Below are 24,871 nucleotides of genomic sequence, written 5' to 3'. Positions count from 1 at the left end.
GCGGTGCGCAATAGCACCGCCGCCTGATGTTACTGCTGCTGGTAGATATCCGGCCGGACAATGTGCCAGACAAAATCCTCACGATTCACCGCTTCATAACCCACTTTCTGATACAGCCACGGCGCAGTGCCCGTCACCAGCATTATCCGCCGCAGCCGTTGCAGCACAGGGTGTTCCAACGTGCAATCCATCAGCCAACGCGCCAGCCCTTGTCCCTGGTAATCCGGCGAGACAAACACATCACACAGGTAGCCAAAAGTGGCGTAATCCGTAACCAGACGGGCAAAGCCAATCTGTTGTTGCTGATGATACAAACCAAAACACAGGCTATTGTCGATGGACAACTGCACCGTCGCCAGCGAAATGCCACTCGCCCAGGTCGAGGTGGTCAAAAAAGCGTGGGTAAAGACGATATTTAATTCACTTTTATCACTGTTGATTCGGTATTCACCGCGTTGCCACTGCTGGTTTTGCTCCATGAATTTCTCATCTCATTGATAGTAAAAGACATCAATAAAAACCCCCCTTGTCTCAGCCGCAGCTGGCCTGATAAACATCGCCCTCCCGCCGGCAAGTTGCAACATGCGCCGTACTTAAATTAATCAATAGCGTATATACTTTGAGCAAACGCGGGTGGCGAGAAAATCGCCAATTGATGGTGCCAGCTGTGCGCCAGGTCGTGTTTTCTTCAGGCTAAAGACGCTAACCTAATGAATTCGCAGGCAACACAGAGGGGGTGTACCATGTGGCAAGCCGTTAGCCGTCTGTTAAGTGAACATCTTGGCAGCGCAGAAATCCGCGAAAGAACCGAACTGCCCGGGGGCGATATTCACCCGGCATGGCGTGTGAATTACGGTGAGCACCAGGTGTTTGTCAAATGCGATGCCCGGGAACTGTTGCCGATCTTTACCGCCGAGGCCGACCAGTTGGAGTTACTTGCCCGCAGTAAAACGGTGCGGGTGCCGCAGGTGTACGGCGTCGGCAGCGATCGCGACTACAGCTTCCTGCTGCTGGAATACCAACCCCTGAAACCCTTTGATGCCCACGGCGCCTACTGTCTTGGCCAGCAACTGGCTCATCTGCACCAATGGAGCGAACAGCCGCAGTTCGGCCTCGACTTCGACAACGATTTGTCCACCACTCCGCAACCCAACGCCTGGCAGCGCCGCTGGTCTGAATTTTTTGCCGAGCAGCGCATTGGCTGGCAGTTGCAGATGGCGGCAGAGAAAGGCATGACCTTCGGGGATATTGATGAGATTGTTGACGCGGTGTATCTGCGCCTGCAGCACCATCAGCCGCAGCCTTCACTGCTGCATGGCGATTTATGGCCGGCCAACTGCGCTTTAACCGCCAACGGCCCCTTGCTGTTTGATCCGGCCTGCTATTGGGGAGACAGAGAGTGTGATTTGGCGATGCTGCCACTGTACCCGGAGTTGCCGCCGCAGATTTATGACGGCTACCAGAGCGTCTGGCCTTTGGAGAATGGATTTATCGAACGTCAGCCGCTGTATCAACTGTATTACCTGCTCAACCGCAGCAATCTGTTTGGCGGTCAGCATCTGGTTAAGGCCCAGCGCGCGGTAGAAGCCCTGCTGCATTCCCAGCCGCAATAAAATCGAGGCGCTGAACCCAGCGCCTCAACTTCATCTCACCTTAAGCCGCGCCGGCCAGTTGGCCCAGCAGTTTGATGACAAACCAGGCGATCACCGCAATCACCACCGGCAAAATGTACAGCGGGAAGTATTGCAGCAAAATGGTGTGGTGCGGCAACGTGATACGTTCTTCCAACTGCGCGCGGGTGTGCCCATCGCTGCCCTTGGCCTGTTCGAGGATCATCTGGTCTTCCAGGCCTTCGCGAATAAACTTCACCTGACGCGACATGCGCGCACCTGAAGCCTGCAAAGCCAGCCCGACGAAAATCAGAATATAAATCACGATAAACATGAAATTAGCGCCGCTGAACAGGCTTTTTTCTACGTCAGGAACCGGCGAGTTATACCAGAAGATATTCAGGAACGGCGTATTGAAGCGCACCATATCGACCATCACGTGGACAAAATCCAGCATTACCGCATTGATGCCTTTAGTCTTTTCGCTGTGCTGATAAACAAACATCAACATTGAGATCAGCGTCGACAGTAACGCAGGGATAAAAACCACCCAGCCAAGAATACGTTTGATAATGGCGATGCGCCCAGCCTGTTGATACGTCATGTGTTCCCCTTGTAAGCGACGTAACCGTAATTGGCTAAGTCTACCTGTAGTTACTGAAACTCGCCCACCGTTTTCTTCACCGTTACTGTGCTACAAGCGTAGCCGGGATTATCCGAAATCAACAGCTTAACGATGACCGCGCGTTACCATTAAATAGTTATATAGTTAAATCAATCCGTTTAAACAGGAGCCGCCATGATTCGGCTGATTATCTTATTGCTGGGCGCGCAGGCGCTGCACGGCCAGCGCCGCCTGCTGATGCTGTTCGGCTGGTTGTGGATCTGCGTGGGCGTACTGATGCTGTTTGATGTGTTGCAAGATGGTCGTTCGGTGCTGGCGTTAGATGCCTTGGCCATCATGCTGGCGCTGGAGGGGCTGGTGGCGATATCCGCCGCGTTGGTGATTGGCTCTGCCGCCAGCCGACCGGTGCTGCTGAAAGGGCTGAGCTTCTTGTTTATGGCCTTTTTGATACTGGACGTGCCCGCAGACGATAACATCGTCGCCACGCTGGTGTTTGGCAGCGCACTGTTGCTTGACGGCGCGGTACGTATCGCCTCCTCCACGGTGATCCAGCACAGCCGATGGAAACCGGTAGCGCTGGCCGGCAGCGGCGAAATTCTGCTGTCGCTGATGATTTTCGTCGGCTGGCCGGTGCCGCACCGGATGACGGTACCCTTTTGCCTTGGCGTAATGATCCTGCTTTCCGGTTGGGCGCTGCTGCGTATTGCACGGCGACTGGAAAGCTTTTCGCTGAATCAGAATCAGGGTCAGCCCGAACCACAATGGACGCATGATATCACCCCGCTCAACGTGTACGTCTGGACGCCAATAGGTTCGGCAAAGGACGCGCGCCGACGTTACATCGTCGACCGCTACATCGCTGCGGTAGACGGCGGCGGTAATATTTCCACCGGTCATGCCGCTCTGGCGCTCGATCCGGATCTGTATATTAGCCACTATCCGCTTAACGATATCAGCCACTCCGCACAGGATTTTCGCCAGTTGCTGCATTCCGGCGAGCAAAACAACGTCGACGGCCGTTTTCTGCCGGGCCTGCAACAAGAGGTGGCTGCCTGGTGCCCACCGGACAAAAAAATCCAGTTTCACCGCTATAACCCCGCGGCGCTGCGCACTTTCTGGCAGCACTATCAGCAGGACACCACCTACAACCTGACCCGTCGCAACTGTTCCACCACGGTGATTCGGGCACTCGACAGCGCGCTGGAGGGCGTTCTGGGCGATAAACATTTGTGGCGCCGTTTTCTGTTGCTGGTGCTCGATCCCAACCTGTGGATGCTGGCGGTGCTGCGCAGCCGTGGCGAAAGCATGACCTGGACGCCAGGATTGGTGCTGGACTATGCGCGCATGCTACAGCAGGTCACCGAGCGCCAACATCAGCGTTGGTGGTTAAAACTGCGGAAAGTGTGGCGTATCCTGCGCTTTGGCCGGGCTCAACCCGGCAGGCAAAAGTTTTAGTCTCGCCGTCAGCGATGATAAAGTGTTGGCCACATTCACCGGCGCCGGCAAGGAGTTAACCGCTAATGGCCTATTCGCAACGCATTGAAACCGCTATTTTTGATATGGATGGTTTATTGATCGATTCAGAACCCCTGTGGTTACAGGCGGAACTGGATATCTTTGGCGCACTGGGGCTGGATTTGTCTGACCGCCACAAGCTACCGGATACCCTGGGTCTGCGCATCGATCTGGTGGTGAAAATGTGGTACCAGGCCATGCCGTGGCAAGGAGTCTCGCAAGAGGAAGTCTCAGCGCGGATCATCGAACGCGCCATAGAACTGGTACGTGAAAAACAGCCGCTGTTGCCGGGCGTGCAGCAGGCGCTGGAGCTGTGCCGCAGTCTGGATCTGAATATCGGCCTGGCCTCAGCTTCGCCGCTGCACATGCAGCAACAGGTTCTGCAGATGTTTGACCTTGAAGGTTACTTTGACCAATTGGTTTCCGCCGAATATCTGCCTTACAGCAAGCCGCACCCCGAAGTGTATCTGATTGCCGCCGAACGTCTCGGCAGTGATCCACTGCGCTGTATCACTTTGGAAGATTCATTCAACGGCATGATTGCCACCAAAGCCGCCAGAATGCGTTCGATCGTTATCCCGGCGCACGAGTATCGCAACGATGCGCGCTGGGCATTGGCCGACCATAAGCTCGAAACGCTGGAACAGCTGACACCTGATCACCTGGCATAATCTTCACGGCATCGGTCTGCTCCCGGTGCCGTTACACATCCCCTTTAAGCCCCATCACCGCTTAATTTCAAAATAGCGCATTACGTCATAAAATAAATAAAACACCATTTCATTTATATTGAGTTAACCTGCCGCTCTCTCTATGCTAGGGCAATAAGAAAGCGCCGGGCGATCGGTACAGGCTGTCACTGCCACGCAACCTCACCCCGTCACCCGGTGCTTTCCCCCATCTTTTCAACAGGCCCTATCAAAAACGCACAACGATTAACCGCTTACGATAACAAGCCGTTGTAAAACCGTATAAAATAAACAATTGGTTACAGGGTAACTGCTTCCACTACTGGGAATTTTCCCATATACTGGATAAATTAACAGTTTATCAGCCGGAATTGCAGTATGACCGCGGAAGGACATCTTATTTTCTCTGTCGCTTGCGCGATTTTCGCCAAGAAGGCTGAGGTGACACCATCGCTTGCTACCGGCGACTGGTGGCATATTATCCCCGCCGCTCTGCTGACTTCGTTGCTGCCTGATATCGATCACCCCAAATCGGTGTTAGGCCAGCGCCTGCGCTGGATCGCCATTCCTATTTCACGCGCCTTCGGCCATCGTGGTTTTACTCATAGCCTGCTGGCGATCGCCGGTGGCATGGCACTGTTCCAGCTTGACGTGCCACGCAGTTGGCCGATCCCGCCGGATGTCCTGCATGCGATGATTATCGGTTACTTCAGTCACCTGTTGGCAGATATGCTCACCCCCGCCGGCGTGCCCTTGCTTTGGCCCTGTCGCTGGCGTTTTCGCCTGCCGCTGCTAAATTCTCAGAAAGGCAACCAACTCGAGCGCGCTCTGTGCCTGTGTCTGGTGGCTTTTGCGATCTACTGGCAAGGCGGTTGCACCATTCCTGTGCAGTCCTATTTTGAACAAATAAAAAATATCAGACTGTGATCACAAAAAAATGGCCATTTAATATCCGTAAAGATTATTAATTAAACAAAATCACCAATAAAGTTATATAAAATTCCATTTGGATATAAGTGAGCCGTTACGCAAACTGTTACGATATTTAGTATCGCTACGCCTTGGTGCATAGCCATTTTTATATAAGAAAAAATAATTGGAGACATTGGGGATGAATCTTCCGCTGGTTATTAACGTGGTGATTTTTGTCGCCCTCCTTTTGCTGTTGGCGCAAAGCCGTCATAAGCAATGGAGCCTGGCGAAAAAAGTACTGGTCGGCCTGGTCATGGGCGTGGTGTTCGGTCTGGCGCTGCAACTGGTGTACGGCTCGGACAACCCGGTACTGAAAGAATCCATCAGCTGGTTCAACATTGTCGGTAACGGCTATGTACAACTGCTGCAAATGATTGTGATGCCGCTGGTGTTCGCCTCAATTCTGAGCGCGGTCGCCAAGCTGCACAACGCCTCTTCTCTGGGGAAAATCAGCTTCCTGACGATTGGCACCCTGCTGTTCACCACGCTGATTTCGGCGCTGGTGGGCGTGCTGGTGACCAACCTGTTTGGTCTGACCGCCGAGGGTCTGGTGCAAGGGGCGCAAGAAAGCGCGCGTCTGTCAGCGATCCAAAGCAACTACGTCGGTAAACTGGCCGACCTGACCGTACCGCAGATGGTGCTGTCCTTCATTCCTAAAAACCCGTTTGCCGATCTGACCGGGGCCAGCCCGACCTCAATCATCAGCGTGGTGATCTTCGCGACCTTCCTCGGCGTGGCGTCGCTGCAGTTGCTGAAAGACGACAAGCCTAAAGGCGAACGCGTGCTGGTGGCGATCGATACCCTGCAGGCCTGGGTAATGAAGCTGGTGCGTCTGGTGATGAAACTGACTCCATACGGCGTACTGGCACTGATGACCAAAGTGGTCGCAGGCTCTAACGTCCACGACATCATCAAACTGGGTAGCTTCGTCGTCGCCTCCTATCTGGGTCTGGCGATCATGTTTGCCGTGCACGCCGCCCTGCTGGCCTTCACCGGCGTTAACCCGTTGAAGTTCTTCCGCAAAGTATGGCCGGTGATCACCTTCGCCTTTACCAGCCGCTCCAGCGCCGCCAGCATTCCACTGAACGTGGAAGCGCAGACCCGTCGTTTGGGCGTACCTGAATCCATTGCCAGCTTCTCGGCCTCGTTTGGTGCCACTATCGGCCAGAACGGCTGTGCCGGTCTGTACCCGGCCATGCTGGCGGTAATGGTAGCCCCAACCGTCGGTATTAATCCGCTGGACCCGGTGTGGATCGCCACCCTGGTCGGTATCGTCACCATCAGCTCCGCCGGCGTTGCCGGTGTCGGTGGCGGTGCGACTTTCGCCGCGCTGATCGTGCTGCCGGCGATGGGCCTGCCAGTTACGCTGGTTGCGCTGCTGATCTCGGTTGAACCGCTGATCGACATGGGCCGTACCGCACTGAACGTCAACGGCTCTATGGCTGCCGGTACCATCACCAGTCAGTTGATGAAGCAAACCGACAAGTCCATTATGGACAGCGAAGACGAAGTGGAACTGGCTCACCAGTAAATTTCGTCGGCATTAAAAAACCGGGGCTGAAGCAGGCCCCGGTTTTTTTTCGTCTGAAAAACCGCTAAATCTAAAATAAAAAAAGCGCTGCCCATAACTGGCAACGCCATGAATTATTCGAACCCGCGGGATCAGAATGGGTAGTGGTGATAACCCATTTGCTCGGAAATGTTGCGGGCGGCGGTATGCAGACGTTTGACGTAATCGGCTTTGGCATCCTCCGAGTAACGAATGGACGGGAACGAGATACTCAGACCGGCGGTTACCACGCCAAAACGGTCAAACACCGGCACCGCAATGCAGCGCAACCCTTCTTCCTGCTCTTCAATGTCTTCACCCACCCCCTGCTCACGCACCTGCTCCAGTTGCGACATCAAGGCTGCGGCATCGGTCAGGGTGTTCGGGGTGCTGCGGGTAAACTCAATTTTTGACAGGATTTGCGCCACTTCAGCCCGTTCACGCCAGGCTAACAGCACTTTACCGATCGCCGTGCTGTGCAGCGGGTTGCGACGACCAATACGCGAATACATGCGCAGGTTATACATGGCATCAATTTTATGGATATAGACAATACTGTCCTCATCCAGCGCCCCGAGGTGAATAGCTTCGCGGGTGTGGCTCGACAGTTCACGCATCTGGATATCGGCGCTGCGGATTAGATCGACGCTTTGCAGCGACTTGGCCCCCAGTTCAAACAGCTTGAGCGTGAGCGCGTATTTTTCCGACTCACCCTCCTGCGAAACATAGCCCAATGACTTCATGGTCTGCAGAAAACGGTAGACGGTGCTCTTGGACATCATCACCCGCTGGGAAAGCTCAGTAATGCCAATTTCGCGTTCCTCACCCAGCGCCTGCAGGATACCGAATACCTTCAGTACGGATGAAACTGCATCCGGTTGTTTATCTGAGTCTGCGTTAACCATAGTCAATATCCTATCCGGCATTTTCTGTTTTAAGAAATTTGAACAAGGGTTTCAGTATACGCGGTACCCCAGAGAGCACGCAATCTGCCCCGGGGACAAATGCCAGAGGGGCTTGGGCACTCTGCAGTGATGGGTTATTACAATTGCGCAGGAAACTGCGGGTGCAATCACAGACGAATATGATTAGCATGGTAATACTCCCCTGAATTAATACCTTCGAGATCAACATGCGTTCTTGTACTGACGGCCTCCCCGTCCCGCAACGCTATGGGGCTATCCTCGCCATTGCCCTGGGCATCACCGTTTCGGTGCTCGATGGCGCGATTGCCAACGTGGCACTACCAACCATCGCGCGCGATCTGAATGCCAGCCCGGCCAGCTCCATCTGGGTGGTGAACGCCTACCAGTTGGCGATCACCATTTCACTACTGTCGTTGGCCTCGCTCGGCGACCTGATTGGTTATCGTCGCATCTATCAGGCAGGCCTGTTGGTATTCAGCATTACTTCGCTGTTCTGCGCCCTGTCAGACTCGCTGACGACGCTGACCATTGCCCGCGTGCTGCAAGGCTTTGGTGCCGCCGCCATCATGAGCGTCAACACGGCGTTGATCCGCATTATCTATCCGCAGCGGTTTCTCGGGCGCGGTATGGGCATCAACTCGCTGATTGTCGCTTTCTCCTCGGCGGCCGGGCCTACGGTGGCGGCGGCGATCCTGTCGGTGGCCTCCTGGCAATGGCTGTTCGCGATTAACCTGCCGATTGGTATCGTGGCGTTGCTGCTGGGGATGAAGTACCTGCCCGGCAATAGCCAAAAAAGTACTAATCAGCGCTTTGATCCGACCAGCGCGGTGATGAATGCCCTGACCTTTGGGCTGCTGATCACCGCCATCAGCGGCTTTGCCCAGGGCCAGAGCCTGACGGTGATATTCAGCGAAATCGCCGCGCTGCTGGTGATTGGCTTCTTCTTTGTTCGCCGACAGCTGCGTCAGGAGTTCCCACTGCTGCCGGTCGACCTACTGCGCATCCCGATTTTCGCCCTGTCGATGGGCACCTCGGTTTGTTCGTTCACCGCGCAGATGCTGGCGATGGTCTCATTGCCGTTCTTCCTGCAAAGCACGCTGGGACGTGATGAGGTCGCCACCGGATTGCTGCTGACGCCATGGCCTTTGGCGATAATCGTCATGGCACCGCTTGCAGGACGCCTGGTGGAGCGCATTCATGCCGGATTGTTAGGCTGTATCGGTCTGGCGGTGTTTGCACTGGGCCTGTTTTTGTTGGCGCTGCTGCCGCAAACCCCTTCAGACCTGGATATCATCTGGCGTATGGTGCTGTGCGGTGCCGGTTTTGGGCTGTTTCAGTCACCGAATAACCACACTATTATTTCCGCCGCCCCGCGCAACCGCAGCGGAGGTGCCAGCGGCATGCTGGGCACCGCCCGGCTGTTGGGTCAGACCTCGGGAGCCGCGATGGTGGCGTTAATGTTCAACCTGTTTCCCACCTCCGGCACTCATGCCTCATTGATTCTGGCCGGTACCTTCGCCACCCTGGCGGCAGCGGTCAGCAGCCTGCGTATTACCCAGCCGCGCTCGCAGCCGGAGCCAAGCAGTCAGCAAGCCAAATAGCGGACATAAAAAAACCCCGGCGAGCCGGGGTTTTTTACTTTCTGAAGGTTACTTCAGGTACTGACCTGAACGCAGCGCTTCGATACGTTTATCGAGCGGCGGGTGCGACATGAACAGTTCGCTGAACGACTTGGATTTGCCGTTGATGCAGAACGCCATCATGTTGCCCGCTTCCTGCGGTTCATAACTGGTTTTCAGCCGTTGCAGCGCCGCGATCATTTTCTCGCGGCCCACCAGTTTGGCGGAACCTGCGTCGGCGTAGAACTCACGGTGACGCGAGAACCACATGGTGATAATGCTGGCCAGGATGCCGAAGACCAACTCCAGAACCATCGACACGCCGAAGTAGATCATCGGGTTGCCGTTGCCTTCCCCTTCGCCGTCACGGTTGCCCAGGAAGCCGGCGGCCGCCTGTGCGATCAGTCGTGAGATGAAGATCACAAAGGTGTTCACGATGCCCTGGATCAGCGTCATGGTGACCATGTCGCCATTGGCAACGTGGCTGATTTCGTGGGCAATAACCGCTTCCGCTTCATCACGGCTCATGCTTTGCAGCAGGCCGGTGCTGACGGCGACCAGAGACGCATTACGGCGCGCACCGGTGGCGAAGGCGTTAATGTCTGGTGCGTGATAAATAGCCACCTGCGGCATGGCAATGCCTGCCTGCTGCGACTGACGGCGTACCGTTTCCAGCAGCCAGTTTTCGGTCTCGTTACGCGGTTGTTCAATCACTTCCCCGCCGACGGAGCGCAGCGCCATCCATTTGGACATCAGCAGTGAAACAAACGAACCGCCGAAGCCGAACAGACCGGCCATGATCATCAGGCCCTGAACGCTACTGGATTGGATTCCTGTCAGGCTGAGCACCAGCCCGAAAACCAACATCACCGCCAGGTTGGTGAGCAGGAACAGAGCTATACGCATCATAAAATGTTTACTTCCTCATAAATGTTAACAAAACGCTGCCTCGGATACCCTAGATGGTATGGGCATTCGTCACAGTTTCAAGAGTTGCACGCCATTAACCTACTAAAAATACGAAACTTTACAAAAACGGCGCTCAAGCAATACTTTTCAAATTGTAAACGATTGTTGCGCAAAACGGTGGGAATTTTTTTGCGTAAAAATGACGGTGTAGGTTATTCAATACCGCCAGGAGCGCCCATTAAAAAACGCACCCGAAGGTGCGCTTTTCATTTACTGAGACTCTACTGAGACTCGGCTGCGTTATTTCGCCGCCGCCGGCTGCGCCTGATCAAGGTGCGCCAGATCCAATGCGATGTGCACGGTTTCATCCAGATATGGGTCAGGTTCCTGGTAATCCTTCGGCAAATCTTCCAGGGCCTTCAGCGGCTTTTTACCGGCGCGCTGCAGGCGATCATTAACACGTTGCAGACGGGTAGCGTCATCATCGTGGTTCTCTTTCTCGCGCTGAACCAGGTTGAGAGAGACGATGTTACGCTTGTCCTTCAGCGCCTTGTAATGAGCGATATCCTGCGCGATGTACTGGAACTCAGGATCCTTGGCGATACGCTGCTCATGATCCTTCAGCAGTTCAGGCTCAAACGGCTTCATGTCACCGGTTTTGGTGTAGGTCGCCGCATTGATGCTGTCCCACGGCATAGCGTTATCTTCAAACGCTTCACCGGTTTCCGCCGGATCAATGCCGCTCGGCATCAGGATATCCGGGGTAACCCCCTTACGTTGGGTACTGCCGCCGTTAACGCGGTAGAACTTCTGTATGGTGTATTGCACCGACCCCAACGCCGGCCACTCCGGACGCAGCATCTGATCGTAAATGCGGTTCAGCGAGCGATACTGCTGCACGGTGCCTTTCCCGAAGGTCGGTTCACCGACGATCAGCGCGCGACCATAGTCCTGCATTGCCGCGGCGAAGATCTCCGAAGCCGAGGCGCTGAAACGGTCAACCAGTACCACCAGCGGCCCCTTGTAATAGGTCACGCCGTCGGTATCCGCGTCTTCACGTACTTTACCGTTGTTGTCACGTACCTGCACTACCGGGCCGCTCGGAATGAACAGACCGGACAGCGATACCGCTTCGGTCAGTGCGCCGCCGCCGTTAGTGCGCAGGTCGATGATCAGGCTCTTGACGTTCTGCTTGGCCATCTTCTGCAACTGAACTTTCACGTCATCGGTCAGGCCTACGTAGAAGCCCGGAATGTCCATCACCGCGACTTTCTCTTTGCCGACGGTCTTGATGGTCATTTTCACCGCGCGGTCTTCCAGACGGATACGCTCACGGGTCAAGGTGACCACTCGGGTTTTAGTGCCCTTGCCGGCCGGCAGGATCTCCAGGCGCACCTTGCTGCCCTTCGGCCCTTTAATCAGGGAAACCACGTCGTCCAGACGCCAGCCGATCACATCGACCACAGGCTTGCCCGCCTGGCCAACGCCGACAATACGGTCACCCACGGTGATCGCCTTGCTCTTCGCCGCCGGGCCACCTGGCACCATGGAGTTGATCAGGGTGTAATCGTCATCCATCTGCAACACCGCACCGATACCTTCCAGTGACAGGCTCATCTCGGTATTGAACTGTTCGGTATTGCGTGGGGAGAGATAGTTGGTATGCGGGTCGATTTCATGCGCAAAGGCATTCATCGCCAGTTGAAAAACGTCTTCGCTGTTGCTTTGCGTCAGGCGCTTGATGGCAAACTGATAGCGCTTGGTCAGCGTTTCACGAATTTCCTTGTCGGTCTTGCCGGTCAGCTTGAGGTTCAGCTCGTCATATTTGACTTTCGCATTCCACAGCGCGTCCAGTTCGGCCTTGTCTTTCGGCCACGGCGCTTTGCTGCGGTCGAGATCAATAGTGTCGTTGCCGGTGAAGCTCATTGGCTTTTCCAGCAGCGACAATGCATAGGTGTAACGCTCAAAACGGCGTTTCTGCGCCAGATTGTACAGCGCGTATGGCGTATCGAGCTTACCGCTTTTCAGTTCTTCGCCCAGCTGATTGCGCTTGTTGGCGAATTGCGCCACGTCGGAGGCCAGCAGCACATTATGGCTGTAGTCCAGCATATTCAGGTAACGATCGAAGATCTTGCCTGAAAAGTCCGCGTCGAGGGAAAACTGACGGTAATGAGAGCGAGTGAAGCGCGAAGTTACGCGCTCACTCACAGTGGCATGTTGCGGTTCCTGCTGCAGCTGAGGCAGTTGATCGATGCGGATGTTGGCTGGTTCCGCTCCGTAACTGACACCCGCCCACAACAGACCCGCGACTGCTGTTAATCTGACAAATTTGTTCATGCCTTGGTTGGCCTCCGTATCAGAACTGCAAGTGTTCTGCGCGCACAATCATCGCCAGACCGGAAGAGAGCTGCACACGTACGCCATCTTTGGCGATTTCAAGTACGGTTGCATCCATCGCACTCTGGCCTGCTCTGACTTTGATTTCCTGGCCAATTTGCAGTTTAGAGATATCCGTGACTGGCACACGACGCTGCTGGCTTTCCTCTTTGACTTCACGAGGTTGGCGAGCGGGCTGTGGGCGAGTTTGTGGGCGCGGCTTGCGGTTCTCCGGAGCGGCTCCGCCTTCGCGACGTGCAGCAGGTTTTTTACCGGCTGGACGTGGACGACGAGGTTCCGCAGCGGCTGATTCACCGGCAGCTTCACGTTTTTTGGCGTTTTGCTCGGCACGCTGTGCCTGAACTCGCGCTTTGGCTTCTTCAAGCTGTTGACGGGCATGATCGACATGCTGCTGTTCCAGCTCACCGCACGGGTTGCCGTCCAAATCAACGCGCTGGGCGCCAACTTTGACGCCGTACAGGTAACGCCAGCTTGAGGTGTACAGGCGCAGTGCAGAACGCAATTGCGTTTTGCTTAGGTTTTCTTCCCCCTGAACACGCTCGACCAGATCCTGAAAAATACCGATTTTCAACGGGCGAGCTTCGCCCTCGGCGCTAAAGCAGAGCGGAAAACGCTCGGCAAGAAAAGCAATGACTTCTTTACTAGAGTTCAACTTAGGTTGATTTTCCATGAAATTTCCTGATTACAACGGGTTTGCCAACCAGCGCAGGCATGAACAGGCGTCATTATAATGACGCCATCGGTAAATGCCACGTTAACCGTAGATCAACTTGCCGTTACAGTGACATATTTCGCACTATCACACTGTTCCAGCTGCGCGCAAAGCCCCGCCACCACTGCTTCCAGGCCCCTTTCGTCCTGTTCGTCGAAACGTTGATAAACTGTGCTGTCGATATCGAGAACGCCGATAATCTGACCGCCAACGTTGAGCGGCAGCACAATTTCTGCATTACTGGCCGCGTCGCAGGCGATATGACCAGGGAACTCATGGACATCACCAACGCGCTGCACGCGATTTTCCGCCACGGCGCTGCCGCATACTCCTTTGCCAACCGGAATGCGCACACAGGCGATTTTTCCCTGGAACGGACCCAGCACCAGTTGGGTGCCGTCCATCAGGTAAAATCCAACCCAGTTAACGTCGTCAAGGCGCTCGTTGATCAGCGCACTGGCGTTGGACAACGCGGCGATAAAGTTGGTTTCCCCGTCGAGCAGCGCGCACAAATCACGTTTTAATTCCGCGTAGAATTGTTCTTTTGTCATGTGTTAACCATTAATACAGTGAAGAAGGCCACTAGCCCAAGTCTTAAGCCCTATAAAATAAGCATTAAATGCGTATAGCCACAAGGTTAATCATCTGTTGCTTCACAAAACCCTACCGGGCAGGGTATGTTTGCCGCTCAGAAACCCTGTTTTGCCGCCCGGTGCTTGGCCCTATAAGGCACGGACAGATTTATTTTTCAGCTACGCTAATCGATACGGCGAGCTCTGGGGCAGTTTTTTGTCATGATGAAAATACACGCGATCACCGGCCCGCTATCCAAAGCACGCCACCAACGCTGTTGCGAATGCGACCTGCTGTTTGTGTTGCCGCCACTGAGCGGCAAACAGGCGGCCTACTGCCCGCGCTGCGATGCCAAGGTGGTCAGTGGCCGTGACTGGTCGATGACCCGACTGACCGCCATGGCGGTCACCATGCTGCTGTTGATGCCCTTTGCTTTCAGCCAGCCGCTGATCAGCATCCGCCTGCTGGGGGTGCGCATTGACGCCAGCCTGCTGGAAGGCATCTGGCAGATGAGCCACCAGGGGGATCCTCTCACCGCCAGCATGGTGGCGTTTTGCACTATTGGCGCCCCGCTGACGCTGGCGCTGTCGCTGCTTTACCTGCGTTTCGGCCATGCACTGGGCATGAACCTGCGCCCGGTGCTGCTGATGCTCGATCGCTTGAAAGAGTGGGTGATGCTCGATATTTACCTGATCGGCATGGCGGTGGCGACAATCAAAGTAAAAGAATACGCCGATATCCAGGCCGGCAGTGCGCTGATCGCTTACCTGGCGCTCACCCTGCTCAGCATCCTGACGCTGATCCACGTCAATCTGGAACAGCTGTGGGAGCGCTATTATCCGCAGGAACAGCCGAAAGGCCTGCCAACGGCACTGCATATCTGCCTGTCCTGCCACTTCACCGGTTACCCAGACCAGCGTGGTCGCTGTCCACGATGCCACATTCCGATGTGCCGTCGGCAGCCCTACAGCCTGCAAAAAACCTGGGCGGCGCTGATTGCAGCGATGATTTTACTGATCCCGGCCAACCTGATGCCGATCTCCATCATTTACGCCAATGGCGCACGAATGGAAGACACCATCTTCTCCGGAGTGGTCTCACTGGCGACCTCCGGCAATGTACCGATCGCCGCCATCGTGTTCATTGCCAGCGTACTGGTGCCCTTTACCAAGGTCATCGTGCTGATCACCTTGCTGCTGAGTATTCATTTCAAGACCTCGCACAGCCTGAGAACCCGTATTCGCCTGCTGCGCCTGGTCACCTGGATCGGCCGTTGGTCAATGCTCGATCTGTTTGTTATTGCTTTAATGATGTCGCTGGTGAATCGCGACCAATTGTTATCTTTTACTATGGGGCCGGCAGCCTTTTATTTTGGGTTTGCGGTTATTTTAACTATTCTTGCCGTAGAGTGGCTGGATAGCCGATTGATTTGGGATGCACATGCAACAGGAAACGCCGAATACACCGACTGAAGCGCGGGTCAAAAACAAGCGCCGTATTTCGCCATTCTGGTTACTGCCGTTTATTGCCCTGCTGATCGCGGGATGGCTGGTCTATAACAATTTCCAGGAACGCGGTACCACGGTGACCATTGATTTCCAGTCCGCGGCGGGCATTGTCGCCGGGCGTACTCCGGTACGTTATCAGGGGGTGGAAGTAGGCACCGTACAGAGCATCAGCCTGAGCAAGGATCTGCGCAGTATTGTGGTCGAAGCCAGCATCAAGAGTGACCTGGAAGATTCCCTGCGCGACGGCACCCAGTTTTGGCTGGTCACGCCCAAAGCCTCGCTGGCGGGCGTGTCTGGCCTGGATGCCCTGGTGGGCGGCAACTATATCGGCATGATGCCGGGCACTGGGAAACCTCAGACCCACTTCACCGCGCTCGATACCCAGCCCAAGTATCGGCTGAACACCGGTGAGCTGATGATTCATCTGCACGCTGACGATCTCGGCTCACTCAACACCGGTTCGCTGGTGTATTACCGCAAGATCCCCGTCGGTAAGGTCTATGACTACACCATCGCCGAAGGCAATAAGGGCGTCACAATCGATGTGCTGATTGACCGCCGCTTTGCCAATCTGGTGAAGGGCAGCAGCCGTTTTTGGAACGTCTCGGGCTTCAAGGGTGATTTCAGCCTGGCGGGTGCTTCGGTGCAGATGGAAAGCCTGGCCGCGCTGGTCAACGGTGCCATTGCCTTTGACTCACCGCTAGATGGTCAGCAGGCCAAGGCCGATCAAAGCTATACCCTGTATCCGGACCTGGCACACAGCCAACGCGGCGTGAATATTACGCTTGATCTGCCGAGCGGCAATAACCTGAGTGAAAACCGCACGCCGCTGATTTATCAGGGATTACAGGTGGGTACCCTGACCAAGCTAACACTGCAACAGGACAGTAAGGTCACCGGTGAGCTGACCATCGATCCGTCGGTGGTGGATTTAATGCGCAGCGGCACGCGGATTGTCATGCGTAGCCCACGCCTGAGCCTTAACGACGCCAAACTCAGCCAGTTGCTAACCGGCAATACGCTGGAACTGGTACCGGGCGAGGGTGAACCGCAACAGCATTTCAACGTGCTGGACAGCAGCGAAACCCTACTGCAACAGCCGGGCGTACTGACCGTAACGCTGAACGCGCCGCAGAGCTACGGCATTGACGTCGGCCAGCCGCTGGTGGTGCATGGCGTTAAGGTCGGTCAGGTGATGAGTCGTGCCCTGACGGACAACGGCGTGGTATTTACTGCCGCCATCGATGCCCAATATCGCCGCCTGCTGCACAAAGACAGCAAGTTCGTGGTCAACAGCCGCGTCGACGTCAAACTGGGCCTGGACGGCATGGAAGTGCTGGGGGCCAGCGCGCAAGAGTGGCTGGACGGCGGCGTGCGCATCATCCCCGGCAGCAAGGGCGAGCCTGTCGGGCAGTATCCGCTGTATGGCAATAGTGAAAAGGCCGAGGCCGGTATTATCGGCAACAGCCCTACGCCAACCCTGACGTTGACCGCCGTCAGCCTGCCGGACGTACAGGCCGGATCGGTGGTGCTGTACCGTAAATTCCAGGTGGGCGAGATTGTTAACGTGCGTCCAAAGGCCAACGAGTTCGAAGTTGATGTTTATATCAGCCCGGAATACCGCAAGCTGCTGACCAGTGAAAGCATTTTCTGGGCCGAAGGCGGGGCCAAGGTGCAATTGAACGGCAGTGGCCTGACGGTGCAGGCTTCACCGCTCAACCGGGCGCTGAAAGGGGCTATCAGTTTCGATAATTTGCAGGGCGTCACGCTGAGCAAAGGCGCCAAACGCATGCTGTACGCCACAGAAACCGCTGCCCGCGCGGTAGGCAGCCAGATAACCCTGAAAACTTACGACGCCAGTAAAGTGTCGGCAGGCATGCCACTGCGTTATCTCGGTATCGATATCGGCCAGGTAGATTCGCTAAAATTGGCGCCAGAGCGTAATGAAGTCCTGGTCAAGGCCGTGCTGTACCCGGAATACGTGCAGACCTTCGCCCGTCTTGGCAGCCGGTTCTCCATAGTATCACCGGAGATTTCCGCCGCCGGGGTCAGCAACCTCGACACCCTGTTGCAGCCCTATATTAACGTGGAGCCAGGCCGTGGACGGGAGCTACGCAGCTTTGAGCTGCAAGAGGCCACGATCACCGACTCGCGCTACCAGGACGGCCTGAGCGTGATCCTCGACGCCGCCGAAACCGGCTCGTTGCAGATTGGCACTCCGGTACTGTTCCGTGGGGTCGAAGTGGGTACCGTGACAGGCTTCTATCTGGGCGCCATGTCCGATCGCATCCACGTCGCGCTGCGTATCAGCAAGAAGTACCAGTATCTGGTGCGTAACAACAGCGTGTTCTGGCTGGCTTCCGGCTACAACCTGCAGTTCGGCCTGACCGGCGGCGTGATCAAGAGTGGGACCTTCCAGCAGTTTATTCGCGGCGGCATTGCTTTTGCCACTCCGCCGAGTATTCCGCTGGCGCCGAAGTCAACGCCGCACAAGCACTTTATGCTGAATGCGGAAGAGCCAAAAGACTGGCGTGAATGGGGCACCGCCATCCCTAAAGAGTAAATTCCTCACCCTCTCAGGGGCTCGGCAATGCCGGGCCCCTACTTTTTTCGGTTTGTGGTAAACTCCCGCCCTTATTTTGATAGCTGCCAGAGAGCTCACCCCGTGGCCAAACCCGCCTGCGTTTTTTTGCCGCCCGCCTTTCTCGAGGCGACGCGCGCCATCATGCCCGCCGACCTGTCGATGGACGATTTCATTGCCGCCTGCCAGCGCCCGCTGCGCCGCAGTCTGCGAGTTAATACGCTAAAAATCAGCGTCACCGACTTTCTGACGCTGGTGCAGGATTATGACTGGCGTCTGGAGCCCATCCCCTGGTGCGCGGAAGGCTTTTGGATCGAACGCGGGGACGAAGAACTGCGACTGGGCAGCGCTGCTGAACACCTGAGCGGCCTGTTTTACATTCAGGAGGCCAGCTCAATGCTGCCGGTCAGTGCGCTGTTCGCCGGAGCCGAAGCACCAAGCCGGGTACTGGACGTAGCGGCCGCACCAGGATCCAAAACCACCCAGATTGCGGCGCTGATGAACAATCAGGGCGGCATTGTCGCCAATGAATACTCCGCCAGCCGGGTCAAGGTATTGCACGCCAACATTAGCCGCTGTGGCGTGAAGAATGTGGCCCTGACCCACTTCGACGGCCGGGTGTTCGGCGCTGCGTTGCCGGAAAGCTTCGACGCCATCTTGCTCGATGCCCCCTGCTCTGGCGAAGGCGTGGTGCGAAAAGATCCGGACGCCATGAGTAACTGGTCACCGGAAAGCGTGACCGCCATTGCCGACACCCAGCGTGAACTGATCGACAGTGCCTTCCATGCTCTGGCGCCCGGCGGCGTGATGGTTTACTCCACCTGCACGCTCAACGCGCAGGAAAATCAGCAGATCGTCAACGGGCTGCTGGCGACCTACGGCGACGCGGTCAGCATTGAACCGCTGGGTGACTTGTTCCCCGGTGCTAAACAGGCGTTAACCGCCGAAGGTTTTCTGCACGTGTTCCCACAAATCTACGACAGCGAAGGCTTCTTCGTGGCGCGGTTGCGCAAGCACCACTCCGTCCCCCCGCTGGCAAAGCCAAGCTATAAGCTGGGCAAATTCCCGTTCACTCCGCTTTCCGCTAAGGATTCGGCCGAGATCGCTCAGGCCGCAGCGGCCTCCGGATTAGCCTGGGATAAAACCAGCCGTCTGTGGGCTCGCGATAAAGAAATCTGGCTGTTCCCTGCCGAGCTGGAAGCGCTGGTTAATAAAATTCGCTTCTCGCGTATCGGGCTGAAACTGGCCGAGCGTTTCACCAAAGGCTACCGCTGGCAGCATGAAGCGGTTATCGCGCTGGCGGTTGCCGACGGCAAACAGCGTTTTGAACTGGACGCCACGCTGGCGCAGGAGTGGTTCCACGGCCGTGACCTCTACCCGGAACCACCGCCGCAGACCGATGAATGTATTGTCACCTACCAGCAACAGCCGCTGGGTATCGCCAAACGCATCGGCAGCCGGATCAAAAACAACCTGCCGCGCGAACTGGTTCGTGACGGCGTGTTGGATTTCCATCAATAATCCCCTGTCACTGGCCGGAAAACTCCGGCCAGTTAATACCGCTAATAATATTCCGACAGGAGAATATTATTATTCTAATCATTTTACCCTCTGGGTATTCTCGCCCTTTCCATTGAGAAGATAACGACGCCTTTCAAAATAAAGAAAATTTTCAGCCTCTCACCAAGACAATTCCGGGTTCTTACTCTATTAATTAAACTGTAAATACATTAATGCGTTTATCCATTTCCGGATGGCGTTTTTTGGGGCTCACCTTTAACACGGCAAGGAAAAAGACATGAAAAAAATTCTGATGGCATTGACCTCGGCAGCCACCTTGCTGTGCGCGAGTGGTGCAGCCAACGCAGCTGGCACTATTCAGGGTAACCTCGGGGTAACCTTAACCATTGGCGCAGGTTGCGTGGTCGGCGGCGGTAACAGCGCGGGGAGCGCCAACGACTTTGGCTCTATCGACTTCGGTACCTATTCTTCCCTGTCCAACATTATCGACGCCAGCGCAACCGGTTCCGGCGGTGCAGGAACTTTGTCGCTGACCTGTACCACAGGGACCGCCTACACCGTGGCATTAAACAACGGTTTGCATGTAGGTGCCGGTAACCAGCGCCAAATGGCCAGTACGGCGGGTTCCTTTATCAAGTACAACCTCTACCAGGATCAGGCCCGTGCTACCGCCTGGTCCAGCGGTGCCAACGCCCTGACCGGCACCGGTACTGGCGCAGCGGTTCCGTTGATTGTCTATGCCCGTGTCCCGGCGGCGGTCACCACGCCCGATCCTGATACCTACAACGATACGGTGACCATGACGGTAACCTGGTAACAGTGCGGCAGGTTGTTTTGGGCTGTGGATTGCTGGCGTTAAGCCTGGCGGTAAATGCCGATAGCAAAACCGCCACTATTGGCGTCAGCGCCACCTTGTTGAAGGCATGTGAAGCCGGCAGCAGTTCGGGTGGCAATGTCAGCTTCGGCTCACTGGACTTCGGTACGGTCTATTTCCTCACCACCAGTGTCAGCGTAGCCGGTCAGCAAAACGCCGGGGCCATTCGCGTCAAATGCAACAATGGCACCAGCTACAATGTCCTGCTTAACGGGGGGCAAAGCGGTAACACCGCTGCCCGCTATCTGAAAAGCGCCGCCGGCCAGCAGGTGAACTACAACCTGTATACCAACAGTTCGCACAGCATCATCTGGGATAACCTGACCGGGGTGTCGCAAACCGCCAACGGTCAGGACAACTGGTTACCGGTGTACGGCATGATCCCGGTGCAATCCACCCCGCCGATCGGCAGCTACACCGATACCGTGCAGGTCACCATCAATTGGTAATGGCAATGCGTATTTTAAGCGGTGGTTTACTGCTCTGGATGATAACGCCACCGGTACTGGGCGACACCGGCGTCAACGATCAGCAAAAGACCCAGGCAATGACCGTCAATGCGACGGTGGTTAAAGGCTGCATCCTGGGTAGCGGCAGCAGCGACGTCACCACTTTCGGCAACCTCAGTTTTGGTCAGGTCTCTTCGTTAGCCAGCAACATCAGCATTGTTTCCAGTTCCGGGGCCGGTTCCGTGCTGTTTCGCTGCAATCCTGGTCTGAGCGTCACGCTGGCGCTTGGCATCGGCAACAACGTCACCGGCTCCATCTCCGCCGGACGCAAATTAAAAAACACCCTGACCCCAGAAACCCTGATTTATCAACTCTATCAGGACAGTAACTATTCCACCATTTGGGGCGATGGCACCAACGGCGGCAGCACCGAGATCGTCGCAGCCACCGGTAGCACCCAGGAAATAAAAGTTTATGCCCGTTTGTTCTCGACCAGTACCCTGCCCACCAGTGGCACTTACAGCGATACGGTCTTACTGACGGTCACTTATTAGTATTTTGAAATAAGGATTTAGCCATGCGTATACCCTTCCGACTGCCATTGACGGCAGCGCTGCTGATTGTCGGCCAACAACAGGCGCTTGCCGCCGCCTCGATCCTGATTTGGCCCATTGACCCGGTAATTGAAGATCAACAGCCTGCTACGGCACTGTGGCTGGAAAACCGCGATACCAAACCCGTCTATATGCAAGTTCGCGTACTCGGCTGGAAACAAACCGCCGGCAAAGACGATTACAGCAACCAGAGCGAAGTGATCGCCAGCCCGCCGGTAGCCTCTATTGCCCCAGGCAAACGCCAACTGATCCGGCTGGTTAAGCAAACCCCGCCGCCTGCCGGCCAGGAGCGTGCCTACCGTATTCTGATTGATGAAGTCCCGGTGAAAGATTCAGGCAACCCATCCGCACCAGATGGCGCACAAATGGGATTGAAATTCCAGATGCGCTATTCGGTACCGCTGTTTGTCAGCGGCAAGGGCGTCTGGACCAAGCAGGATTCAGAGAAGCCGCGCGATTATGCCACCGCCAGTCAACCGCAACTCAGCTACCGGCTGTTGCAGCAAAGCAGCCAGCGTTGGCTGGAAGTACGCAACCAGGGCACGGTACATGCGCGCATCTCCAAAGTGACGATGCAGGGGAAGACGCTCAATGCCGGCCTGATGGGTTACGTATTACCCGGCTCGCAGATGCGCTTTGCCATACCGGCCTCTGGCAGCTTCAGCAGCGGTCAACTGCAAGCCACGGTCAACGACAATAAACAGCCAATAACCCTGCCTGCTTACTGAGTGTCAGGTGCCGTTAACCAGGATAGCGTCACCCAGGCGTAACGGGTTCGGGCTCAAACCGTTAGCCTTCGCCGTACTCTGCGCAGTGGCCACACCGTGGTCACCGTACGCCTGCGCCGATGATTTACCGCCCCCGCCCAGCGCCATCAGCATGCCGGACACCACCTTGTATCTGGAGCCGGTGGTCAATGGGCGTCAAACCGGAAAAGTAGTACCGGTCAACTACCGAGGCGGCCACTATTACCTTACGCCGCAGCAGTTGCTCGATGCAGGCCTGCCGGTGGCGGATAAACAGGCGAAAGAAATTGCGGTCGACCAATTGGAGAAAGTAGACGTCACCTACAGTGGCGATACTCAGCAGTTGATGATCAACGTCCCCAACGACTGGTTACCCAATCAGAAATTCAACGCTCAAAACCCGCTGGATCGCCTGCCGGCACAAAGCAGCCTCGGTCTGCTGTTCAATTATGATATTTATGCCAGCCAAAGCAGCGCCAACGGCCAGCCGGGCTATCTTTCCGCCTGGAGTGAACAGCGGCTGTTCGACGGCTTTGGCGTGGTGTCCAACACCGGTATTTTCCGCGGCAGCTTTAACGACGGTGCCAACAACAGTGACCAGGGCAACCGCTATATCCGCTACGACAGCCAGTGGCGCTATAACGATGATGAACGCCTGCTCAGCTATACCGCCGGCGATCTCGCCACCGGCGCTCTGACCTGGAGCAGCTCGGTGCGTATCGGCGGCGTCCAGCTGGCACGTAACTTTGCCTCGCGCCCGGATCTGATCACCTATCCGCTGCCGCAGTTTTCCGGCCAGGCGGCGCTGCCCAGCAGCGTCGATCTGTATATCAACAGCTATAAAAACAGCAGCACCAGCGTTAACCCTGGCCCTTTCACCCTCAATACCGTGCCTTACATTAACGGCGCCGGGCAGGCCACGGTGGTGACTACCGACGCGCTGGGCCGCCAGGTCAGCACCGTGGTGCCGTTTTATGTCGCCAGTAATCTGTTGCAGGCCGGCATGAGCGATTTCAGCCTGTCCAGCGGCGCGTTACGGCGCAATTATGGTATTAATTCAGCCGATTATGGACAGTGGGTGGCTAGTGGCAGCGGGCGTTACGGTGTCACGGACTGGTTAACCCTGGAAGGTCGAGCAGAAGGAGCCGCAGAGTTGGCGGTGGGTGGCGCAGGGGCCAATATTCGTGTTGGTCAGTGGGGGGTATTCAATGCCTCTTACAGCTACAGTCAGGCCGGCGAAAATGCCTTTAACGATTATCAACCTTCGCAGCAGCGCAACTACTACGATCCGCTGACCGGTCAACCCATCACTCAGCCCGATCCGCAGCCGGTCTATCAGTACAGCACCAACCATGGCGATCAGAGCAGCATCGGCTACACCTACAGCAATCGCTATTACAGCCTGAATGCCCAGCGCATCCTGCGCAGTGCGGGTTTTGGCGATATTTCGGTGTATAAAAGTGACTATCGCCTGAGCCGCCGTACCGATCAACTGACCGGCAGTATTGGTCTGAACCGATTCGGTAGCATCGGGGCCGGCTATTTCGATGTACGCGATGCCATTGGCCTGCGCACTCGCCTGGTTAACTTCTCTTACAGTATTTCGCTGTGGCGCAATACCAGCCTGTATGCGTCAGTGAACCGCGAAATCGGCAGTAGCGGCTACAGCGCCCAGCTGCAACTGTCTATCCCCTTCGACAGTTGGGGTACCGCCAGCGTCAGCGCCTCTCGTGACAATGAAAACCGCTGGAACCAACGCGTCAGCTACAGCCGCGCCGCGCCGACCGACGGCGGTTTGGGCTGGAACCTGGCCTATGCCGATGGGCAAAGCAGCGAAAGCTACACCCAGGCCGATATCACTTGGCGCACCCGCCTGCTCGAAGCCCGCGGCGGGATGTACGGCAACAGCGATGATTACACCCGCTGGGGCGAAGTGAGTGGTTCGCTGGTGGTAATGCAAGGCGATCTGTACGCCACCAACACCATCAACGATGCTTTTGCATTGATCTCTACCGACGGCTATCCGGACATTCCGGTACGCTATGAGAATCAGTTAATCGGCGTGACCAACGCCAAAGGCTATCTGCTGGTGCCGACCGTCACCTCCTATTACCACGCCAAATTCCAAATCGATCCGCTCAATCTGCCGGCGGACGTGGCGGTTCCCAGCGTGGAGAAAACCGTGGCGATCCGCGATCACAGCGGCTTCCTGGTCGATTTTCCTGTCCAGCCGATCTCCGCCGCCGACATCAAACTGGTCGACGCCCAGGGGAAACCGCTGGCCAACGGCAGCGAAGTCGCGGTTATCGGTAGCAAGCAGCAAAGCTACGTCGGTTGGGATGGCATGGTTTATGTGGATCCGGTGCAACGGCAAAACCGCCTGAGCGTCATTCCGGCCGACGGCAGCGCCCCCTGTCAGGCGCAATTTAGCCTGACCAAAACCCAGGGGATCCAAAGTATCGGCCCCATTGTTTGCCAGTAA

At 56.0% G+C, this 24,871-nt stretch carries 22 protein-coding genes; 14 read left to right on the top strand and 8 right to left on the bottom strand.

Annotation, left to right across the window (positions count from 1 at the left end; translation table 11 throughout):
* Window positions 1-29: 29 nt before the first annotated feature.
* Window positions 30-479: a GNAT family N-acetyltransferase gene (locus ACNT1W_RS12895; protein ID WP_012144865.1), complete on the bottom strand. Its 450-nt coding sequence runs from the start codon at window positions 477-479 to the stop codon at window positions 30-32.
* A 264-nt stretch (window positions 480-743) separates the two neighbouring features.
* Here ACNT1W_RS12895 and ACNT1W_RS12890 point away from each other — a divergent pair, with 264 nt between their 5' ends.
* Complete coding sequence (locus tag ACNT1W_RS12890; RefSeq protein WP_419245670.1) at window positions 744-1,613, top strand: fructosamine kinase family protein; 870 nt, start codon at window positions 744-746, stop codon at window positions 1,611-1,613.
* 40 nt (window positions 1,614-1,653) lie between these two features.
* On the opposite strand, the gene ACNT1W_RS12885 is transcribed toward ACNT1W_RS12890, so the two are convergent.
* Window positions 1,654-2,214, bottom strand: coding sequence for a YniB family protein (locus ACNT1W_RS12885; RefSeq protein WP_419245669.1), 561 nt, complete (start codon window positions 2,212-2,214; stop codon window positions 1,654-1,656).
* Window positions 2,215-2,409: 195 nt separating this feature from the next.
* On the opposite strand from ACNT1W_RS12885, the gene ACNT1W_RS12880 reads away from it, so the two are divergent.
* The 4 genes from ACNT1W_RS12880 (at window position 2,410) to ACNT1W_RS12865 (ending at window position 6,942) form a co-directional block, all read left to right on the top strand.
* Window positions 2,410-3,690 carry an HdeD family acid-resistance protein gene (locus ACNT1W_RS12880; protein ID WP_419245668.1) on the top strand — a complete coding sequence of 427 codons (1,281 nt, stop codon included), beginning with the start codon at window positions 2,410-2,412 and terminating at the stop codon, window positions 3,688-3,690.
* A gap of 65 nt (window positions 3,691-3,755) precedes the next feature.
* The gene (hxpB, locus tag ACNT1W_RS12875) at window positions 3,756-4,421 is read left to right on the top strand and encodes a hexitol phosphatase HxpB (RefSeq protein ID WP_135344375.1); all 666 of its coding nucleotides are present in this window, start codon (window positions 3,756-3,758) and stop codon (window positions 4,419-4,421) included.
* A gap of 396 nt (window positions 4,422-4,817) precedes the next feature.
* Window positions 4,818-5,366: a metal-dependent hydrolase gene (locus ACNT1W_RS12870; RefSeq protein WP_012144860.1), complete on the top strand. Its 549-nt coding sequence runs from the start codon at window positions 4,818-4,820 to the stop codon at window positions 5,364-5,366.
* Between the two features lie 184 nt (window positions 5,367-5,550).
* Window positions 5,551-6,942 carry an L-cystine transporter gene (locus ACNT1W_RS12865; RefSeq protein ID WP_012144859.1) on the top strand — a complete coding sequence of 464 codons (1,392 nt, stop codon included), beginning with the start codon at window positions 5,551-5,553 and terminating at the stop codon, window positions 6,940-6,942.
* A gap of 131 nt (window positions 6,943-7,073) precedes the next feature.
* Here the strand turns inward: ACNT1W_RS12865 and kdgR are convergent, their stop codons facing one another.
* Window positions 7,074-7,865, bottom strand: coding sequence for a DNA-binding transcriptional regulator KdgR (kdgR, locus tag ACNT1W_RS12860; protein ID WP_218218020.1), 792 nt, complete (start codon window positions 7,863-7,865; stop codon window positions 7,074-7,076).
* 227 nt (window positions 7,866-8,092) lie between these two features.
* Between kdgR and ACNT1W_RS12855 the strand changes: the two genes are divergently transcribed.
* Window positions 8,093-9,487: an MFS transporter gene (locus ACNT1W_RS12855; RefSeq protein ID WP_419245667.1), complete on the top strand. Its 1,395-nt coding sequence runs from the start codon at window positions 8,093-8,095 to the stop codon at window positions 9,485-9,487.
* Between the two features lie 48 nt (window positions 9,488-9,535).
* On the opposite strand, the gene htpX is transcribed toward ACNT1W_RS12855, so the two are convergent.
* The 4 genes from htpX to ACNT1W_RS12835 all read right to left on the bottom strand — a co-directional run bounded on the left by htpX (window position 9,536) and on the right by ACNT1W_RS12835 (window position 14,074).
* The gene (gene htpX, locus ACNT1W_RS12850; protein WP_012144856.1) at window positions 9,536-10,414 is read right to left on the bottom strand and encodes a protease HtpX; all 879 of its coding nucleotides are present in this window, start codon (window positions 10,412-10,414) and stop codon (window positions 9,536-9,538) included.
* A 300-nt stretch (window positions 10,415-10,714) separates the two neighbouring features.
* Window positions 10,715-12,751 carry a carboxy terminal-processing peptidase gene (gene prc, locus ACNT1W_RS12845; protein WP_012144855.1) on the bottom strand — a complete coding sequence of 679 codons (2,037 nt, stop codon included), beginning with the start codon at window positions 12,749-12,751 and terminating at the stop codon, window positions 10,715-10,717.
* A gap of 19 nt (window positions 12,752-12,770) precedes the next feature.
* A complete protein-coding gene (proQ, locus tag ACNT1W_RS12840; protein ID WP_012144854.1) occupies window positions 12,771-13,481 on the bottom strand; it encodes an RNA chaperone ProQ in 711 nt (236 codons plus the stop codon).
* A gap of 95 nt (window positions 13,482-13,576) precedes the next feature.
* Window positions 13,577-14,074, bottom strand: a complete 498-nt coding sequence (locus tag ACNT1W_RS12835) for a GAF domain-containing protein (RefSeq protein WP_012144853.1) — start codon at window positions 14,072-14,074, stop codon at window positions 13,577-13,579.
* Between the two features lie 246 nt (window positions 14,075-14,320).
* Here ACNT1W_RS12835 and yebS point away from each other — a divergent pair, with 246 nt between their 5' ends.
* The 7 genes from yebS (at window position 14,321) to ACNT1W_RS12800 (ending at window position 22,371) form a co-directional block, all read left to right on the top strand.
* Complete coding sequence (gene yebS, locus ACNT1W_RS12830; protein ID WP_419246870.1) at window positions 14,321-15,568, top strand: membrane integrity lipid transport subunit YebS; 1,248 nt, start codon at window positions 14,321-14,323, stop codon at window positions 15,566-15,568.
* Window positions 15,537-18,167 carry a PqiB family protein gene (locus tag ACNT1W_RS12825; protein WP_017892611.1) on the top strand — a complete coding sequence of 877 codons (2,631 nt, stop codon included), beginning with the start codon at window positions 15,537-15,539 and terminating at the stop codon, window positions 18,165-18,167. The genes yebS and ACNT1W_RS12825 overlap by 32 nt, the downstream gene beginning before the upstream one ends.
* Before the next feature lie 102 nt (window positions 18,168-18,269).
* Window positions 18,270-19,706, top strand: coding sequence for a 16S rRNA (cytosine(1407)-C(5))-methyltransferase RsmF (rsmF, locus tag ACNT1W_RS12820; RefSeq protein WP_115184979.1), 1,437 nt, complete (start codon window positions 18,270-18,272; stop codon window positions 19,704-19,706).
* A 277-nt stretch (window positions 19,707-19,983) separates the two neighbouring features.
* Window positions 19,984-20,523 carry a spore coat U domain-containing protein gene (locus ACNT1W_RS12815; RefSeq protein ID WP_419245666.1) on the top strand — a complete coding sequence of 180 codons (540 nt, stop codon included), beginning with the start codon at window positions 19,984-19,986 and terminating at the stop codon, window positions 20,521-20,523.
* Window positions 20,524-20,525: 2 nt separating this feature from the next.
* On the top strand, window positions 20,526-21,029 hold the full coding sequence (locus ACNT1W_RS12810) for a spore coat U domain-containing protein (protein WP_026142341.1): 504 nt from the start codon (window positions 20,526-20,528) through the stop codon (window positions 21,027-21,029).
* Between the two features lie 5 nt (window positions 21,030-21,034).
* Window positions 21,035-21,583: a spore coat U domain-containing protein gene (locus ACNT1W_RS12805; RefSeq protein ID WP_026142340.1), complete on the top strand. Its 549-nt coding sequence runs from the start codon at window positions 21,035-21,037 to the stop codon at window positions 21,581-21,583.
* Window positions 21,584-21,606: 23 nt separating this feature from the next.
* On the top strand, window positions 21,607-22,371 hold the full coding sequence (locus tag ACNT1W_RS12800) for a molecular chaperone (RefSeq protein WP_115184809.1): 765 nt from the start codon (window positions 21,607-21,609) through the stop codon (window positions 22,369-22,371).
* A 3-nt stretch (window positions 22,372-22,374) separates the two neighbouring features.
* Here ACNT1W_RS12800 and ACNT1W_RS12795 read toward each other — a convergent pair whose 3' ends face one another.
* The gene (locus tag ACNT1W_RS12795; protein WP_017892606.1) at window positions 22,375-22,524 is read right to left on the bottom strand and encodes a hypothetical protein; all 150 of its coding nucleotides are present in this window, start codon (window positions 22,522-22,524) and stop codon (window positions 22,375-22,377) included.
* Here ACNT1W_RS12795 and ACNT1W_RS12790 point away from each other — a divergent pair.
* Window positions 22,523-24,871, top strand: a complete 2,349-nt coding sequence (locus ACNT1W_RS12790) for a fimbria/pilus outer membrane usher protein (protein ID WP_419245665.1) — start codon at window positions 22,523-22,525, stop codon at window positions 24,869-24,871. The genes ACNT1W_RS12795 and ACNT1W_RS12790 overlap by 2 nt on opposite strands.

The sequence above is a fragment of the Serratia sp. NFX21 genome, from assembly GCF_048517035.1.
Taxonomy (GTDB): domain Bacteria; phylum Pseudomonadota; class Gammaproteobacteria; order Enterobacterales; family Enterobacteriaceae; genus Serratia; species Serratia quinivorans.
Note: the sequence above shows the minus strand (reverse complement) of the source record. Positions and strands in the feature narration are given on the sequence as shown.

Coding starts and splice junctions, on each gene's coding strand:
- ACNT1W_RS12895 (WP_012144865.1), bottom strand. CDS start 479: ATGGAGCAAAACCAGCAGTGGCAACGCGGTGAATACCGAATCAACAGT.
- ACNT1W_RS12890 (WP_419245670.1), top strand. CDS start 744: ATGTGGCAAGCCGTTAGCCGTCTGTTAAGTGAACATCTTGGCAGCGCA.
- ACNT1W_RS12885 (WP_419245669.1), bottom strand. CDS start 2,214: ATGACGTATCAACAGGCTGGGCGCATCGCCATTATCAAACGTATTCTT.
- ACNT1W_RS12880 (WP_419245668.1), top strand. CDS start 2,410: ATGATTCGGCTGATTATCTTATTGCTGGGCGCGCAGGCGCTGCACGGC.
- hxpB (WP_135344375.1), top strand. CDS start 3,756: ATGGCCTATTCGCAACGCATTGAAACCGCTATTTTTGATATGGATGGT.
- ACNT1W_RS12870 (WP_012144860.1), top strand. CDS start 4,818: ATGACCGCGGAAGGACATCTTATTTTCTCTGTCGCTTGCGCGATTTTC.
- ACNT1W_RS12865 (WP_012144859.1), top strand. CDS start 5,551: ATGAATCTTCCGCTGGTTATTAACGTGGTGATTTTTGTCGCCCTCCTT.
- kdgR (WP_218218020.1), bottom strand. CDS start 7,865: ATGGTTAACGCAGACTCAGATAAACAACCGGATGCAGTTTCATCCGTA.
- ACNT1W_RS12855 (WP_419245667.1), top strand. CDS start 8,093: ATGCGTTCTTGTACTGACGGCCTCCCCGTCCCGCAACGCTATGGGGCT.
- htpX (WP_012144856.1), bottom strand. CDS start 10,414: ATGATGCGTATAGCTCTGTTCCTGCTCACCAACCTGGCGGTGATGTTG.
- prc (WP_012144855.1), bottom strand. CDS start 12,751: ATGAACAAATTTGTCAGATTAACAGCAGTCGCGGGTCTGTTGTGGGCG.
- proQ (WP_012144854.1), bottom strand. CDS start 13,481: ATGGAAAATCAACCTAAGTTGAACTCTAGTAAAGAAGTCATTGCTTTT.
- ACNT1W_RS12835 (WP_012144853.1), bottom strand. CDS start 14,074: ATGACAAAAGAACAATTCTACGCGGAATTAAAACGTGATTTGTGCGCG.
- yebS (WP_419246870.1), top strand. CDS start 14,321: ATGAAAATACACGCGATCACCGGCCCGCTATCCAAAGCACGCCACCAA.
- ACNT1W_RS12825 (WP_017892611.1), top strand. CDS start 15,537: ATGCAACAGGAAACGCCGAATACACCGACTGAAGCGCGGGTCAAAAAC.
- ACNT1W_RS12815 (WP_419245666.1), top strand. CDS start 19,984: ATGAAAAAAATTCTGATGGCATTGACCTCGGCAGCCACCTTGCTGTGC.
- ACNT1W_RS12805 (WP_026142340.1), top strand. CDS start 21,035: ATGCGTATTTTAAGCGGTGGTTTACTGCTCTGGATGATAACGCCACCG.
- ACNT1W_RS12800 (WP_115184809.1), top strand. CDS start 21,607: ATGCGTATACCCTTCCGACTGCCATTGACGGCAGCGCTGCTGATTGTC.
- ACNT1W_RS12790 (WP_419245665.1), top strand. CDS start 22,523: ATGCCGGACACCACCTTGTATCTGGAGCCGGTGGTCAATGGGCGTCAA.
- ACNT1W_RS12795 (WP_017892606.1), bottom strand. CDS start 22,524: ATGCTGATGGCGCTGGGCGGGGGCGGTAAATCATCGGCGCAGGCGTAC.